Genomic DNA, 15,781 nt, shown 5'->3' on the forward strand with positions numbered 1-15,781 from the left:
GACCGTAAAATAGCAATGGAATAAAATTCCATCGGTTTCAACCTATGGAATTTATGAATATAAACATCAAACGGACATTAAATTCCGCAAGTGTTTGTGTTTCAGATCATCGCGGTTTTTCCTTGCAGATTCTGTCCAGTATAAATGCGATCCAAGAAATTTAACCTGCATATCGTTCCACGAATCTGCATCTGAAATCAGGTTTCTTGCAGATAATTCTGTAAATAAGGTGTTTGCAATTGGTTCGTAGTCATCACGGCCCAAATAATCCAGATCAGCATCACAAAGGATTTTCTCTAAATGAGTTTGGGGATTTTGAGGAAGTTTTGTAGCCATGATCAAATTGCAAATCGCTACAATTTGTTCAGATGTATATCCAAACCCAGGCAGTTTGTTTTTTACAATATCGCAACCTGCTTCTTCATGATTTTTGTATGTATCCATAAATCCGGAGTCATGATACAATGCAGCCGTTTTAAGTAGCGTCAGCGATTCCGGATCAACGATTCTTTCCTGTTGGGCTAATTTAAGTGCCGCGCTGGTAACATCCACTGAATGATGAAGCCCGTGATAATACAAGTTTCCAGGAAGTTTCCGATTCAGTTCACCTACAATATATGCTTCAGCCGCATCAACATTCGCAAGGTTCTCTTTCATTTCCGTTATTCCAGTACTTCGTAAATGTTGACAACATTGGCTTTATTTTTCAGGTTAACCTCCCCTATCAGATTACATTGAAATGCTTCTTTGATTTTGTGATAAGCAGATTCCTGCACAACTACCTGGCCGGGTTTTGCAATGGATTGCAGGCGCTGAGCAACATTTACGGCATCACCAATGACTGTATAATCAAGTCTTTTTAGTGCCGCCGATCCAATATTTCCAGAAACCATTTCACCGGAGTTAATACCAATTGCCACCTTGGGATAATAACCCGACTGATCCGACAATTCTTCCTTAAAACTGTTGATGTGATTCCGGACTGCAAGAGATGATTCCACTGCACGATCCAGGTGATATTCGCCCCTAAAAACAGCCATTACAGCATCCCCCATAAATTTATCCACTAGTCCGCCCTGGGCAATGATTTCTTTAACCATTACATCAAAGTATTTATTGATCAGCTTTACAACGTTATCCGCAGGTTCCCTTTCAGAGATTGAAGTAAAACCGCACATATCCATAAAAACAACCGTAGCCTCAATATTTTCGCTTGACATTAAAGATTTACCAAATGCATCCTGCGTCATAAATTTCAACACGGACGCATCCACATACATGCGCAAAATATCATTTTCCCTAACCGCTTTCAGTGTTTCCTTCAACTGCTCCACATATTTCAAAGTCTTTTCCATGGTCACTTCCAAATCCTTGAAATCTATGGGTTTTGTAAGGAAATCAAAAGCTCCCCGGTTCATGGCAGTACGGATATTATCCATATCACCATATGCAGAAACAATAACGGACTTTAAGATCGGGCTTACTTCTCCAAGACGGATAAGCAGTGTAAGTCCGTCCATTTCTGGCATATTGATGTCACTTAGGACCATGTCAACGTCCATATGCACATCCAGCATTTCCAATGCTTTTACACCATTTTCGGCAAAAATGAACTCATATTCCTGTTCGCGGATTTGTCTCCTGAATTTTTGTTTGATCAGCAACTGTAAGTCTGCTTCATCGTCCACTACCAGTATTTTGGCTTTCATAAAGTCGTTTTTTTCCGGATCTCGAAAAAGTTGAGTAAAGTGAATATATTGAATATAGCGAAGACTTATTGAATTAATAACAGTTTTTCCTTCAATTCGGAAAAGTTTACCGGTTTGGTCAGGAAATCATCAGCACCAAGCTTTATTGCCTGGTCGTGATTGTGGCTGTCGCCATAAGCTGTGATCATCATAACCTGTGGCGGCGCGTGAGGAAATTCCTTCCGGATGGATTTTAACAGCTCGATACCGCTCATTCCAGGCATATTGATATCTGATAAAATCATTACCACTTTCGAAGCATTTTCCTCCATGAAATGTAACGCTTCTTCGCCTGAAAAAGCGAAGGAAAATTCAAACAATCCGCTTCGGATTTCTTTTCTGAATTTCTGCTCAAAAAGTGATTTGACATCCTCTTCGTCATCCACAACAAGTATTTTCATAAGATTATTTTCTATTGGCGGCCGGCTTTCAGCAGTCGGCAGCAATTAAGATTTATTTATTTAGGAAATAGGTATAGTAATTTTGAACTCAGTTCTTTCACCTGGAATTGTATCTACGTCCAGGGAACCTCCATGGCCGTTTGTAATAATATCATAACTCATAGATAAACCCAGACCCGTTCCCTGACCCGTAGGTTTTGTTGTAAAAAACGGCTGAAATATTTTAGCCTTTACCTGGTCCGGCATACCTGTTCCATTGTCTGAAACTCTGATATATAGCTTATCCGCAAATTTCTTTGTGGTTATTTTCACTTCCGGTTTGTAGCTGACATCTCCGATTTCGGCCAGTTTTTGCTTTTTTCCGCAACAGCATAAAATGCGTTGGTAAATAAATTAAGGAAAACCCTTCCCAGATCCTGCGGCATGACTTCCACTTTTCCAATTGCCTGGTCAAAATCAGTCACCAAAGCCGAATTGAATTCTTTGTTTTTGGCACGCAAACCATGATAAGCCAATCGCATATATTCATCAGCCAGGGCATTAATATCAACCGGTTCTTTCTCACCCGATGATGCCCTTGAATGTTGTAACATGCCTTTTACAATAGAATCTGCACGTTTACCGTGGTGCGTTATCTTTTGCTGGTTCTGACTCAGATCACCAATTATTCCTTTAAGATATTCCTTTTCAGACGCATCAATTGCAGTTTTATCAATTTCATCTTCCAGTTCCTGACAAAGTTCGACGGAAACTTCTGAAAAATTATTTACAAAATTGAGCGGATTCTGTATTTCATGTGCAATCCCAGCTGTAAGTTCTCCCAAAGATGCCATTTTTTCACTCTGAATCAACTGGTTCTGAGTAGCTTTCAGTTCTTCAATCGTTTTTTGAAGTTCCTCCTTTTGCTGGGTAAGTTCATAGGTCCTTTCTGCAACCAGGTATTCCAGTGATTCTTTTTGTGCTTTGCTTTCCTTTTCTTCCCGAAGCCTCTCTTCTCTTTCCTTAATTAAAACCGTCTGCTGTTTTCTTGCATAAAACCATATAATAAAGCAAAGTGTGAAAGCAAAAGCACTCGCCACAGAGAAGTAGTCGTCGTACTTTGCAAAGAACTTTGGTGCCACAAGCTCAACAAAATCATTAAAAATCGAAATACCTATAAATGGCAGAACTGACTGGATTATACTCCGTACCGAACGAAATTCTTCGTTTTTATAGGCGGTTGCAATAAGAAGGATCATAAATATATGCCAGAGCCAGCTGAACCATGATGGCGTATCAGCAATAAAATAGGTAGCCATTAGGGCGATAGAAACATACCGGGCATAAACGAGCAACTTATCCCAGTCAGGTAGCTGGACACGTGTATTTAGCGCGGTACGTACATATTGGATCAAAAAAAATGTTACCAGAAAATAATCCATGCGGGTTTATCAGTATTTATTAATCTTGCTTTAATGAGTTTGTCAAATCACTGGCAAAGTAATTATTTTCCTCCGGAATATAGAATCCAGGCGCTTATCCCATTTTACATTCAAAGAAATTTACTGTTTTAAACCAGCAAAAATGGCTCTAATCTTTTTCTAATGGTTTTTTAACCCAATTATAAAACCGTTTTAATACCATTTTTACCCTGTATACGAATCTTTGCAACCAGATAGGTCTAACTAATAAGTATAAACTGAAAAAGATGTCGTTCAAAGTAGTACAAACAGGACTGATTATATTGCTTTTGGCATGGTCCGCAGTATGCAGTGCCCAAACCAAATACACACTTCAGCAAGCATTGCAAACTGCTAAATCCAACAACCCCATTTTAAAAAGGGAGCAATATAATGTGACAATATCTCAAGCGGATATTACCACGGCGCAGCTTCGTCCTAATCCGGTGATCAACAACCAGTCGCTGCAACTGATCCAGCCTTCTAAATTTCCCGAAAAATCTAACTGGTACAATGGTTCAAATCGTCAGGTTTGGTGGCAGGTTACCAAGCCTTTTCAGTTACCTGTACAAAGGGCGAACAAAATAAATTTTGCAGAACAAAATGTAAAACTGACACAAAAGCAATATGCCGAAACAGAGCGTAATCTGTTTCATGCGGTAGCGCAGAAATGGCTGGATGTCTGGTCTGCTGGAAAACAACTGGATATAATTGGTAATGCAAAAAGTAATATTGATTCCCTGGCTAATATCAACAGGCTACGTTTGAAAAATCAGGTGATTACAACAACAGATCTGGCAAGAACTGAACTTTTGGCTAATCAGTACACGATGCAGATCAAATCTGCTAGACAGGTTTATCAAAACGAGCTGACCAACCTGCGCTTTTTATTGGGTGCAGCAGATTCGGTCGAAATTGATACAACGGATCATTTCATGTTTGCCATTCCATCGCAGATGGATGCAATAGTACAGGAGGCTTTACTGCAACGAACAGATATTCAGGCAATAAAATCTGTGATGGACGTTGCTGATGCCAACATCAAATTGCAAAAATCAACTGCTTTGCCAACTCCAGAGCTGGGTTTGCTTTATAACCCTCAGAATAAAACCCAGTATATGGGAGTTTACGCGACTTTGGAAATTCCTGTTTTTTCAAGAAACCAGGGCGAAATCAGAAAATCGCAGGTGGTGAAACTACAGGCAGAACAGGATTTGCGTACTACCGGATTTCAGATTCAGGCCGAAATACTGACCGCTTACAGGACATACCAGACCCAAAAGCAGAATGTCCGGAACTTCAACCAGTTGTTATCACAATCACAGTCCATTCTGAATAGTGTTAAATACTCCTATCTGCGTGGTGGTACCACTATTATTGACTTCCTGGAAGCCCAGAGAAGCTGGCTGGATACGCAGCATCAGTATTATGATATCCTTCAGCAATATCGCCAAAGCTATATTGACTTACTTTATACATCTGGCTTAATCAATCAATTCGCACAATAAAATGAAAAAGTTAACAATATACGGCTGGCTTATTGCTGGCTTGTTATCGGCCTGTACAAGTAAAGAAACCAAACAGGTTCGGGTCGACGATACAAGTCCGGTTGTCAACGAAGCGGGGACTAAAATTTCTTTTCCCAAAGCGGAAAGTGCCGATTTTTTTGACACTGAAAATACAAAAAGTTCTTCTCTGATGGCCGATATCACTGCACCGGCCAAGGTAGCTGCAACTGTCGTTAGGTCGGACGAGGGTGCTTCGGGAAATATCGTTCTTTTTGACAATCCCGAACTGTCAGGAAATTATACCCAGCTTTTGCAGCATCTGACAATGATAAACCAATTGCAGAATGTGAATATCAAGCAAAGGAAAACTGAACTTTCAAGAATGAAGGATCTGCAGGAACACGGCGCTGCAACAGGTAAAGATCTGCTTGAATCCGAAACTGCATTATCCATGGAACAGACCAACCTGATCAACGAACGTTCTGCCATAATTGAGCACGAAACCAAACTGAAAGCAGGCGGGTTCGAACCTTTACAATTACGCCGCGCTCCTGCCGGAACCGCATATATAATTTGTGATATTCCTGAAAATGAAATCAGCAGGGTAAAAGAAGGAAGCAAATGCACCTTACAATTCACTGCGTTCCCGAATGAGGATTTTACCGGAAAAATAGATGACGTTGCCGACATGGTTGACCAAACTACACGTATGATCAAACTTCGCGTAAGTATCAACAATTCAACCGGTAAGCTAAAAGCCGGGATGTTTGGTTCACTTGCTTTTGGGTTGAGTGAAGGAAAAAACATGAGCATAGACAAAGATGCGCTTATTACGATCCAGGGTAAAAATTACGTTTTCGTTAAAACCAGCCCTACCGCATTTGAAAGGCGTGAGGTGAATATAGGTGATCAGATCGGTGACCGGATCATTGCATATTCAGGCCTGAAAAATGGTGATCATGTAGCGGTTAAGGGAGTGATGCAATTGAAGGGTCTTTCATTTGGATACTAGGGCAATGGTTAATTATAAATGGTTAATTATTAATGACCTCCGGTGTTAAATGCTAACAATAAAACGTTGCCAATCCTTTGATAAATTATTGTTTCACAATGACTTATCGCATCACTAAGACCCGCGCCCGAACCGCATCGCGACATTAACAATTTATAATTAACCATTAACCATTAAAACAGGTGTTACAGGCTCAGATATTTATTGGCAACGACCAATGGAAAGGCGAGTTGCCTTTATATGAATACATACTCCGGTTTTTGGTAAAACAGCGGGTGCAAGGTGCGACGGTTTACCGCGGATGGCTGGGTTACGATGGAAAACACATGAACCGCCCGAATGATCTATTCAGCTTCGACGAGACACCCATGATCATCTCATTTATTGATGATGAAGAAAAAGTACGCGCTGCTTTGACACAGCTTCGTAAAGAAGTAAAAAGCGGATTTATAGTGACCAATCAAGTAGACAAGTGGAATTAAATGATTAAGAACCTGCTTTTTTTTAGTTTACGCAACCGTTGGGTTGTCATATCCATAAGCGTTGTGCTGATGGGAGTTGGATACTGGTGTTTTACCCAACTCAAAATTGAAGCTTATCCTGACATTGCCGATACCAATGTAATCGTAGTATCCCAATATCCGGGGAGAGCTGCCGAAGAAGTAGAGCAGCAAGTAACAGTACCGATAGAACGTGCTCTGCAAAATACGCCTAATGTACTCGACAGAAGGAGCCGTACGATTTTTGGACTGTCTGTTGTTCAGCTCACTTTCAAAGACGGAACGGACGATTATTTTGCTCGTCAGCAGGTGATAGAACGAATTGCATCTGCGGAATTGCCTGATGGCGTTGCTCCGGAACTGGCACCTTTGTCAACTGCTGTCGGGGAAATTCTGCGTTATGTAGTAGAGGCTCCATCCAGTTTTACACCTACCCAATTGCGCGATTTGCAGGATTGGGTGATCAAACCTGCTCTCCTGCAGGTTCCGGGCATTGCAGATGTTACCACATTCGGCGGTCCGCTCAAACAATTTCATATCATTACTTCTCCCGAAAAACTGGTAAAATATGGCCTGTCATTGCAGAATGTGATGGACGCGATAAAGGTTAACAATCAAAATACCGGCGGTAATATCATTTCCAGAGGCGGGCAGGGATTTGCTATCCGTGGTTTGGGAGCCATTAAGAATGAACAGGATATCCAGAATATCGTCTTAAAATCTGAAAATGGTGTACCTGTATTTGTTCGTGATGTTGCCACAATTGAAATTACACCGCCACCTCCAAGTGGTGTAATGGGATATACCATTACAAAGGAAAAAGTGGATGTGAGCAGTGGTGTTGAAGGTATCATTTTGCTTCGCCGTTACGAAAATCCAAGTGAGGTTTTAAAGGTTTTGAAACAAAGAATGGCCGATCTTCAGGCAACCGAATTACCGGAAGGAGTTCAGCTTCGTCCGTTATATGACCGGAGTTTCCTGATTGATCATTCACTTGAAACCGTTGCTCATACCTTATTTGAAGGAATTTCTATTGTGATTATCCTGCTGATCTTCTTTCTGGGTAGTATCCGAAGTGCATTTGTAGTGGCTTTAACTATTCCATTTTCATTATTATTTGCATTTATCCTGATGCGTTTGACGGGCATACCTGCCAATTTACTTTCCCTGGGAGCCATAGATTTCGGTATCATTGTCGATGGGGCCTGTGTGATGGCTGAGCATTTGATACGCAAATACAGAACAGCAACAGTTGAGGAAAAACAGCAGGGAATTGTAAAAATTACGTTGCTCGCTGCACAGGAAGTTGGCCGGGAAATTTTCTTTTCCGTTACTATTATAATTCTGGCTTACATGCCTATTCTTTTAATGACTCGTGTAGAAGGAAAATTATTTTCTCCGATGGCGTTGACCCTGGCTTTTGCCGTTATCGGCTCCATGCTGGCAGCACTAACGTTTATTCCCGTATTGATTTCGTTTGCCTACAAAAAAGCGCTGGCAGACCCGGAAAAACCAATTAAAGAACATAAGAATTTTATTCTGGATTTTATGACAAGGAGTTATGCCAAAATACTGTCGGTAATCCTAAGCAATTATAAAAAGACAGTTTTGTCTGGATTTGCAGTAGTGATCATTTTGGTATTGTTCGGGTTAAAACTGGGAACTGAATTTCTGCCAACTTTGGATGAGGGTTCTATATTCCTGCGGGGTAATTTCCCCTCCGGAATTACGATTCAGGAAAATGCGAAGTATGCACCAAAAATCAGGAAAATAATTGCCAAATATCCTCAGATCGCATTTGTTATTACACAAACCGGCAGAAATGATGACGGTACAGATCCATTTCCAGCCAATAGAAATGAGATCCTCGTGGGACTCAAAGATTATGACCTGTGGAGCAAAACAATCACAAAAAAGGAACTGGTTGAAAAAATCAGGAAAGATTTACAGGCACAGTTACCGGCAGTTTCCTTCTCATCCGGACAACCCATTATTGACCAGGTAATGGAAATAGTAACAGGTAGTGCAGCAGATCTGGCGGTTTCCATAGTAGGTGATGACCTGAACATGATGCGTAAAAAAGCAGAAGCAATAGCTAAAATCGTGAAAGCCACGCCCGGTGCGGACAATGTAAATATTGAACAGGAAGGCCCCCAGGAGCAGCTCGCAATCAATATCAACAGAGAAGCTGCGGCACGTTTTGGTATCAATGTAGCTGATATCCAGAATATGATCGAAGCTGCCATTGGTGGAAAAACAATTTCAACTTTATATGATGGCACCAAACGATATGACATCGTCGTACGGTTTTTACCAAAATTCAGGAATTCCATTGATGCAATCAGGAATGTTCAGGTTCCATCACTTTCAGGCGCACTGATCCCAATGAGCCAGTTGGCCGATATTCATTTTATTGAAGGGCAAACCAACATTTATCGTTACGGAAGTAAAAGAATGGTAACCGTTCGAACCAATATCAGAGGCCGTGACCAGGGTGGATTTGTTGCCGAGCTGCAAAAGAAACTGAATGCTCAGATCAGGGTTCCGAAAGGTTACAGCATCATTTATGGCGGTCAATATGAAAATCTCGAACGTGCGGGAAAACAATTATTATTCACCATTCCGCTTACTATCGTCATGGTATTTTTGTTCCTGTTTATGTTATTCAAAAATTTGCCGCATACAATGGTGACTATGAGCTGTATACTGTTTGCATTAGGCGGTGGAATTATAGCCCTGCTGATGCGTGGTTATTATTTCAATGTTTCAGCAGGTGTAGGTTTCGTAAGTATTTTTGGAATTTCAGTAATGGCAGGTGTACTGCTTGTTTCTGCTTTAAACCGGGCAACAGAATCACAGGAAAATAATATCAGGGAAAACGTATTGGAAGCATCGACAGAACAGCTCCGGGCCTTGCTTTCGATACTGATCGTCGCCATCATAGGTTTAGTTCCGGCTGCTATCTCTTCGGGTATAGGTTCCGATGTTCAGCGTCCGTTAGCAACCGTAATCATTGGCGGATTGACCAGTACATTAATATTCGCCCCTATCCTGCTTCCTCCCCTTTACCTATGGGCGGAAAAAAGAAAAAAACCTAAAAAAACAGATGTTCCTGAATTGGAAATGTCATAATCTACACCAAAATTTTAAGTGCCGCAAAAGAGTTGCCGTAACGGAGAAATCTGTTGCGGCGTTTTTTATGTCAAATTTTCAATTACACCTGGCAAAATTCAGTTTGGAATGTGAAGAATCAGATTACATTTAATGTAATTACTATATCCATTGTCTCATATAAATCGTAATAGAACTGATTTGTTACTTCTATCGATATCTGAAGTTTCAACTAATGAGATTACAAGTAGCGTTGAAAACATATAATTTCCAAAATAAGTGATATTTTCTGTCAAATGACGTAATTGAGAATTATAAAAATGGCTATCCAAAATATGAAACCAGTAGTTACTTGCATTACCTTACTTTGCCTTAACTTGATGGTGTTGCCAATACGGGCTCAAGACGTCTTTTCTCCGGACAGGCAACTCAAACTTTCTATACAACTAGGTACCAAAATCCAATACTCAATTTTTTACAAAAACGAGTTGATTCTGTCACCTTCTACTATTGACATGATGCTGGCAGATGGTAAAAAACTTTCTGACAAACTAGCAAAACCAAAGGTTACAACGCGCTCGGTAAATGAGATCATAATGTCACCTGTTCCGGAAAAAAGGAGGCAAATTCCTGATATGTTTAACGAAATCACATTTAGGTTTTCTAACTCATTCGGAGTGATTTTCAGGGTCTATAATGATGGTGTTGCCTATCGCATAACTACCTCATTTAAAGATTCTATTTTTGTCCAAAACGAAGTTGCAGAATTCAATTTCCCAGATAATCCAAAGGTTTATTTTCCGGAAGTAGCAAAAAGAGGAAATCAGGATAAGTATCATACGAGCTTTGAAGAACCTTACCAAATCAAACCGCTCGACAGCCTTACCGTCAACAATCTATGCTTTACCCCACTTTTAATTGCGCCTGAAAATACACCCAAAATAGTGGTTACTGAATCGGATTTGGAAGAATATCCGGGTATGTTTCTGACAGGAACGGGCAGGAATGGTTTGGTAGGAGAATTTGCGGCTTACCCGAAAAAGGAAGAAGTTCTGGTCGGCGAATTCTCGCAGGTTTTTGTCTCAGAAAGAGAAAATTATATCGCCAAAACCAATGGTACAAGAGCTTTTCCATGGCGGGTTTTGATGATCGCTCCTCATGACAAAGATATGCCTGCGAATGACCTTGTTTATCGTTTGGCTCCGCCTTCACGCGTTTCTGATGTTTCCTGGATTGAACCCAGACAATCGACTGAAGAATGGATCATCACCTCAAATATCTTTAACGTTCCTTTTAAAAGTGGCATCAACACAGAGACTTACAAATATTACATCGACTTCGCGAAACGGTTTGGAATAGAACAGGTTCTGCTTGATGCTGGTTGGAGCGACAATAATGATCTGCTTAAAATCACAGCCACTTTGAACATGGAAGAACTTGTTGCTTATGCTAAAAGCAAACAAGTCAAACTGGGCATGTGGACGCTGGCCATGACGCTGGACAAACAACTGGAACCAGCTTTGGATCAGTTCAATAAATGGGGAGTTGACTTTATTATGACCGATTTTATGGACCGTGATGACCAAAAGATGGTTAACTTTTATCATCGGGTTGCTCAGGCTTGTGCCCGTCACAAGATCATGATCATGTTTCATGGTGCGTTCAAACCCGCAGGTTTTAACCGCACCTATCCGCATGCGCTTACACGTGAAGCGGTGTTAGGATCAGAATATAATATGTGGAGCGACAAGGCTACTCCGGAACATAATTTGTTACTGCCCTTCATCCGAATGACTTCTGGTCCAATGGATTATGAACCGGGTTTGCTTAATAACGGAACGCAAAAAACTTTCAGGCCGATCCAGGAAGGCGTGATGTCGTTTGGAACAAGAATGCAGCAAATGGCGATGTTTGTGGTTTACGACAGTCCGATTCAATTGTTTTCCGGAAATCCTTCACAAGGCTGGCAGGAGCCGGAATTCATGGAATTATTAGGAAGCATTCCGACTGTATGGGACACCACGGTTGTGCTGGATGCCAAATTAGGGGATTACATTATTACAGCCAGAAAAAAAGATAATAATTGGTTCATTGGAGCTATGAACGATATGACATCGAGAGAGTTGATTATTTCCTTAAACTTTCTGGAAAACAAAACTTATGACGCGACAATCTGCGAAGATGGCGTAAATGCGGATAGATACGCGTCTGATTACAAGCTGTCAGCAGGAAATTTAAGTAATAGAGATTCGATTACCATAAAAATGGCACCTGGTGGCGGTTTTGTGATGCGGCTGGTGGCCAAATAGATTTTTGCTCCGCTTCATCTTTTTAAAAAACACAAAAGACAAAAAGAGAACAAAGGTTTTTTGTGTGCTTTTGTGACTTTTGTAGTTGGTTGCTGGTACTATCTCCATATCTGCATTCAGCCCGGCTTTGCCGTTCAGACTGGGTCGTTTGTGCCATTCAGACTGGGTTATTTTTCGGCTAACGTATTAATATCCTTAACTTCCAGAACATTTTTGTCATATCCAATTTTCACGGAATTGATCATTGCCTTTCCCATTTGAGCCAGTGTAGAAACGTAATTCGGAGCAATGACGCGGGCAATCGGATATAACCAGGTGACATATTTGGCATAAGCATTTACGTTTTTCAATCCGGGAGTTGGATGCATATAACCAGGACGAAATGCATACATGCGCTTAAAAGGCAATTTCATCAAATCATTTTCTGTCTTACCTTTTACCCTCGCCCACATGGAACTTCCTTTTTCCGTACTATCAGTCCCTGCTCCGGTGATATAGCCAAAGGTCATATTTGGATTTAATCGGGAAAGCGTTTCAGCTACGTGCATCGTAAGGGTGTAAGTCATTTTATAATATTCCGGTTCTTTCATACCCACGGAAGAAACGCCCAGACAGAAAAAGCAAGCATTATATCCGGTCAGCTGATTTTCGATCTCCGAAAAATCAAAAAAATCCTTGTGTATAATTTCCTTCAGCTTTGGATGCTGAACGCCACATGGTTTTCTATTGATCACCAAAACCGACTCAATATCTGGATCTTGTAAACATTCATGCAAAACCCCCTCACCTACCATTCCGGTCACACCGGTTATTATTGCTCTTATTTTTGTGTTCATAGTTTTTTCGTTTTTCTTGATTTGCAGCAAGCTGATACAGTTACCAATAAGTCTTTACGATTTAGACGGTAATTCGCTCTCAAATTTGAGCAGCTCCGAATACGGATCTCCGTCCAATTTCAGAGCAAGTGCAAATGCCGGTTCCGTTTTGTATCCTTGTTTTTTTAATTCAATAATTTTCAACCTGAACGCTTCTCCGAGCTTACGTAGCAAATGATGCTCTACGATCATATGCCGGTAACCGTTCTGTTGTCTGGTTGGAATATTCTGGCCAAAAATCTCAATTTCAAACTCCCCTATTTCGAAAGTTGAGATAACTGCATTCAAAGTGTCATTTTCTCTGATCTGAAAATCATTTTTACTGGAAAATACCTGTTTGATTGTTTTAATAAAATACTGTTTGTCAGACCAATAGCAAAGAATATCCAGGTCACTATTTTCTATATCAATTTGAATCGGAATAGTACCCGCAAGAACCGGGTCAAATTCTTCCAGAAGATGAAAGATCCTGTTTTTTGCAAGAACTTCGTAAGCAAGATGTTGCTTTTCATTCCCCAATTTCAGATATTCAATATTGTCAAAATTGGTCATTTCAAAAATACATAATACGGTTAATTAGAACCAGATGACTCATTTACAGAAACTTGCTCTTCCTCTACCTTTAATAATTTGACTAACAAAGGCAAACTTAGTCCCTGCACAATTAGTGTTATCAGAACCACAATTACTGATATGAAAATCAGCACTTCGCGCTGTGGGAATACGGTGCCGTCATCAAGCGCTAATGGTAACGACAATGCTGATGCCAGCGAGACAATTCCCCGCATTCCCGACCAGCCTATAATCAGCGAATTTTTCCAGTCAATCTTTTCATCGGCGTACATTCGGAACCTGTATTTATCAAGCCCTTTCAGCCGAAGATCAACTTTTTTGCGAAGATTGTTACTATGCCCGAAAACCCATAATATTCTAAAAACCAGCATAATGAAGCTGATTAAAAAACTGTAACCTATTAAAGGCAGGATATCGGAATGATCAATTTTGCTTACCACCTGAGGAAACGCAAGACCGATAAGAATGAAAACCAAGCCATTCAGCAGAAAAATAATAACGTCCCAAAACGATTTATTCTGATATTTTATTTGAGTGGGAAAAAGCCTGTTGGTAAAAACAGACAATGAAACACCCAGTACAACAACGGCTAGTACACCCGAAACTTCAAATTCCTCAGCCAGCAAATATGCGATGAACGGAGCGATCGCCATGGCGCTGATCGCAATCAGGCTGTTTCCATAAATTTGTTTTAAGAATGTGGCCAAAACCCAGCCAACTGAAATTCCGACCAGCATCCCTCCTGCAACTGCCAGTAAAAATTGACCATATGCACTCCAAAGGGAAAAACCCACTCCCGAAACAGCTGCAACGGCGAAACGGTAAGCGATAAGACCAGAAGCATCATTGACCAGACTTTCCCCTTCAAGGATCGTGAGCGTCCGGTGCGATAAGCCAAGCCCTTTTGTAATTCCTGTTGCCGCCACGGCGTCGGGCGGTGATAAAATAGCTCCCAATATGAAGGAAATTGGCCAGGTCATGCCCGGAATGAGGTAATGAACAGCAACAGCGACGGCAGAAGTCGTCATAAAAACCAAAGGAATTACTAAGGTCGTGACGGTTGCAAGGTTTCTTTTAAGTTCTTTGAAAGAGATATTATACGCCGCGTCAAACAATAACGGAGGCAGAAAAATCAGAAAAACAATTTCAGGATTTATTGCGATATCAGGCATTCGGGGAATGAAGCCAATAGCAATTCCTGCGGAAACGAGTATGATCGGGTAAGGAATTTTGATTTTCGTGGCGATAGCCGATAAACCGATCATTAACGCCATAATGAAGAGTACGATGCTGTAATTTTCCATTCAATTGTGATTAAACGCAGAGTTTAGGAGGTGTATGCCGCAGAGCTACGCAGGCTTTTTTGTATAAATAATTCTCATTACTACATCACTTTCTTAAACAGCTCTTTTATTACTTCAATCTCCTCGTTGTACATTGTTTTTTTACGGTTTGCAAAATATAAAGTGTTGATGAGTTTTGTTTTTCCTTCCCAAATTAACTTGATTTGGCCACTTTCTACTTCTTTTTTGCAAAGAAAATCCGGAATGATTGCCAGTCCAACCCCGCCAGTCAGGCAACGAACAATGGAATTTAAATTAGGTACAATATAATTTGGACGAAAATCGGGATGATGATCAAAGTTCAGTTGCCAGAAACGGTGCAGATGCTCCATGTCTCCGGTTGTTCCGTACCACTTTTGTTTTTTAAGCCAATCCTGCAAATCACCAAGATCTTTTTTGTTGGCCAGTTTCGTAAATTCCTGATCGTCAATGTTATTCCCCCCACCAGCACGATCATCTCTGACGAAAATTCTTCATGTTCAATATTAGGCGAAATCCCTTTCTGCGGCGTTATGATCAGATCCAAAATTCCTTTTTCCAGGTTTTCCAGCATTACAGGATAGTCACCAAACTGAATGATGATATTAAATGGCAGAGTGGAAATGTATTGTTCCAATGTGATCTGAAAAGTTTCGAAACACATACCCACACTTATCGTCGGCGTTTGTTTTTCCGTACTCTTCTGAAAAGTTTTTTCAGCATCTTCCAATCTGCTAAGTGCCTCGATAATATAGTTGTACAGCACTTTCCCTCTTTCGGTCGGTACCATTCTCCTGGCAGTTCTGTCGAACAATTTATAGCCGACATAACTTTCAAGTGAGGTCAAATGCAGGCTGACTCCGGGCTGAGAAATGAACAGATCCTGAGCAGCTCCCGTCAGTGTACCAGTTTTGTATATCGCTTTAAAGGTTCGGTACCATTCCAGATTCACCATGTTTTATCAACAAAATTATAGTTAACCA

At 40.8% G+C, this 15,781-nt stretch carries 15 protein-coding genes; 5 read left to right on the forward strand and 10 right to left on the reverse strand.

Features of this window, described 5'->3' with window-relative positions:
• Positions 1 to 66: 66 nt before the first annotated feature.
• The 5 genes from KZC02_RS00430 to KZC02_RS00445 form a co-directional block, all read right to left on the reverse strand.
• A complete protein-coding gene (locus tag KZC02_RS00430; protein WP_221392293.1) occupies positions 67 to 657 on the reverse strand; it encodes an HD domain-containing protein in 591 nt (196 codons plus the stop codon).
• 5 nt (positions 658 to 662) lie between these two features.
• Positions 663 to 1,709: an adenylate/guanylate cyclase domain-containing response regulator gene (locus KZC02_RS00435; RefSeq protein WP_221392294.1), complete on the reverse strand. Its 1,047-nt coding sequence runs from the start codon at positions 1,707 to 1,709 to the stop codon at positions 663 to 665.
• Between the two features lie 65 nt (positions 1,710 to 1,774).
• Complete coding sequence (locus tag KZC02_RS00440; RefSeq protein WP_221392295.1) at positions 1,775 to 2,149, reverse strand: response regulator; 375 nt, start codon at positions 2,147 to 2,149, stop codon at positions 1,775 to 1,777.
• A 60-nt stretch (positions 2,150 to 2,209) separates the two neighbouring features.
• Positions 2,210 to 2,461, reverse strand: a complete 252-nt coding sequence (locus tag KZC02_RS32775) for an ATP-binding protein (RefSeq protein WP_310590389.1) — start codon at positions 2,459 to 2,461, stop codon at positions 2,210 to 2,212.
• On the reverse strand, positions 2,458 to 3,570 hold the full coding sequence (locus KZC02_RS00445; protein WP_310590390.1) for a histidine kinase dimerization/phospho-acceptor domain-containing protein: 1,113 nt from the start codon (positions 3,568 to 3,570) through the stop codon (positions 2,458 to 2,460). Before KZC02_RS00445 ends, KZC02_RS32775 begins: the two co-directional genes overlap by 4 nt.
• A 266-nt stretch (positions 3,571 to 3,836) precedes the next feature.
• Here KZC02_RS00445 and KZC02_RS00450 point away from each other — a divergent pair, with 266 nt between their 5' ends.
• From KZC02_RS00450 to KZC02_RS00470, 5 genes are all read left to right on the forward strand, one after another.
• Positions 3,837 to 5,096 (forward strand): TolC family protein, encoded by a 1,260-nt coding sequence (locus KZC02_RS00450; protein WP_221392296.1) that lies wholly within the window; start codon positions 3,837 to 3,839, stop codon positions 5,094 to 5,096.
• Between the two features lies 1 nt (position 5,097).
• Positions 5,098 to 6,108 carry an efflux RND transporter periplasmic adaptor subunit gene (locus KZC02_RS00455; RefSeq protein ID WP_221392297.1) on the forward strand — a complete coding sequence of 337 codons (1,011 nt, stop codon included), beginning with the start codon at positions 5,098 to 5,100 and terminating at the stop codon, positions 6,106 to 6,108.
• Positions 6,109 to 6,290: 182 nt separating this feature from the next.
• Complete coding sequence (locus KZC02_RS00460; protein WP_221392298.1) at positions 6,291 to 6,590, forward strand: DUF190 domain-containing protein; 300 nt, start codon at positions 6,291 to 6,293, stop codon at positions 6,588 to 6,590.
• Complete coding sequence (locus KZC02_RS00465; protein WP_221392299.1) at positions 6,591 to 9,740, forward strand: efflux RND transporter permease subunit; 3,150 nt, start codon at positions 6,591 to 6,593, stop codon at positions 9,738 to 9,740. It abuts the gene before it with no gap.
• Between the two features lie 299 nt (positions 9,741 to 10,039).
• Complete coding sequence (locus KZC02_RS00470; protein ID WP_229253919.1) at positions 10,040 to 12,028, forward strand: glycoside hydrolase family 97 protein; 1,989 nt, start codon at positions 10,040 to 10,042, stop codon at positions 12,026 to 12,028.
• A gap of 167 nt (positions 12,029 to 12,195) precedes the next feature.
• Here KZC02_RS00470 and KZC02_RS00475 read toward each other — a convergent pair whose 3' ends face one another.
• The 5 genes from KZC02_RS00475 to KZC02_RS00490 all read right to left on the reverse strand — a co-directional run bounded on the left by KZC02_RS00475 (position 12,196) and on the right by KZC02_RS00490 (position 15,753).
• Positions 12,196 to 12,864 carry an NAD-dependent epimerase/dehydratase family protein gene (locus tag KZC02_RS00475; RefSeq protein WP_221392300.1) on the reverse strand — a complete coding sequence of 223 codons (669 nt, stop codon included), beginning with the start codon at positions 12,862 to 12,864 and terminating at the stop codon, positions 12,196 to 12,198.
• A 54-nt stretch (positions 12,865 to 12,918) separates the two neighbouring features.
• Positions 12,919 to 13,455, reverse strand: a complete 537-nt coding sequence (locus KZC02_RS00480; protein ID WP_221392301.1) for a DUF4269 domain-containing protein — start codon at positions 13,453 to 13,455, stop codon at positions 12,919 to 12,921.
• Positions 13,456 to 13,475: 20 nt separating this feature from the next.
• Positions 13,476 to 14,780 (reverse strand): Na+/H+ antiporter, encoded by a 1,305-nt coding sequence (locus tag KZC02_RS00485; RefSeq protein WP_221392302.1) that lies wholly within the window; start codon positions 14,778 to 14,780, stop codon positions 13,476 to 13,478.
• A gap of 80 nt (positions 14,781 to 14,860) precedes the next feature.
• Positions 14,861 to 15,151, reverse strand: a complete 291-nt coding sequence (locus tag KZC02_RS31270) for a substrate-binding domain-containing protein (RefSeq protein WP_229253920.1) — start codon at positions 15,149 to 15,151, stop codon at positions 14,861 to 14,863.
• Positions 15,121 to 15,753 carry a LysR family transcriptional regulator gene (locus KZC02_RS00490; protein WP_229253921.1) on the reverse strand — a complete coding sequence of 211 codons (633 nt, stop codon included), beginning with the start codon at positions 15,751 to 15,753 and terminating at the stop codon, positions 15,121 to 15,123. Before KZC02_RS00490 ends, KZC02_RS31270 begins: the two co-directional genes overlap by 31 nt.
• Positions 15,754 to 15,781: the final 28 nt, after the last annotated feature.

This window comes from Dyadobacter sp. NIV53 (assembly GCF_019711195.1).
Classification (GTDB): domain Bacteria; phylum Bacteroidota; class Bacteroidia; order Cytophagales; family Spirosomataceae; genus Dyadobacter.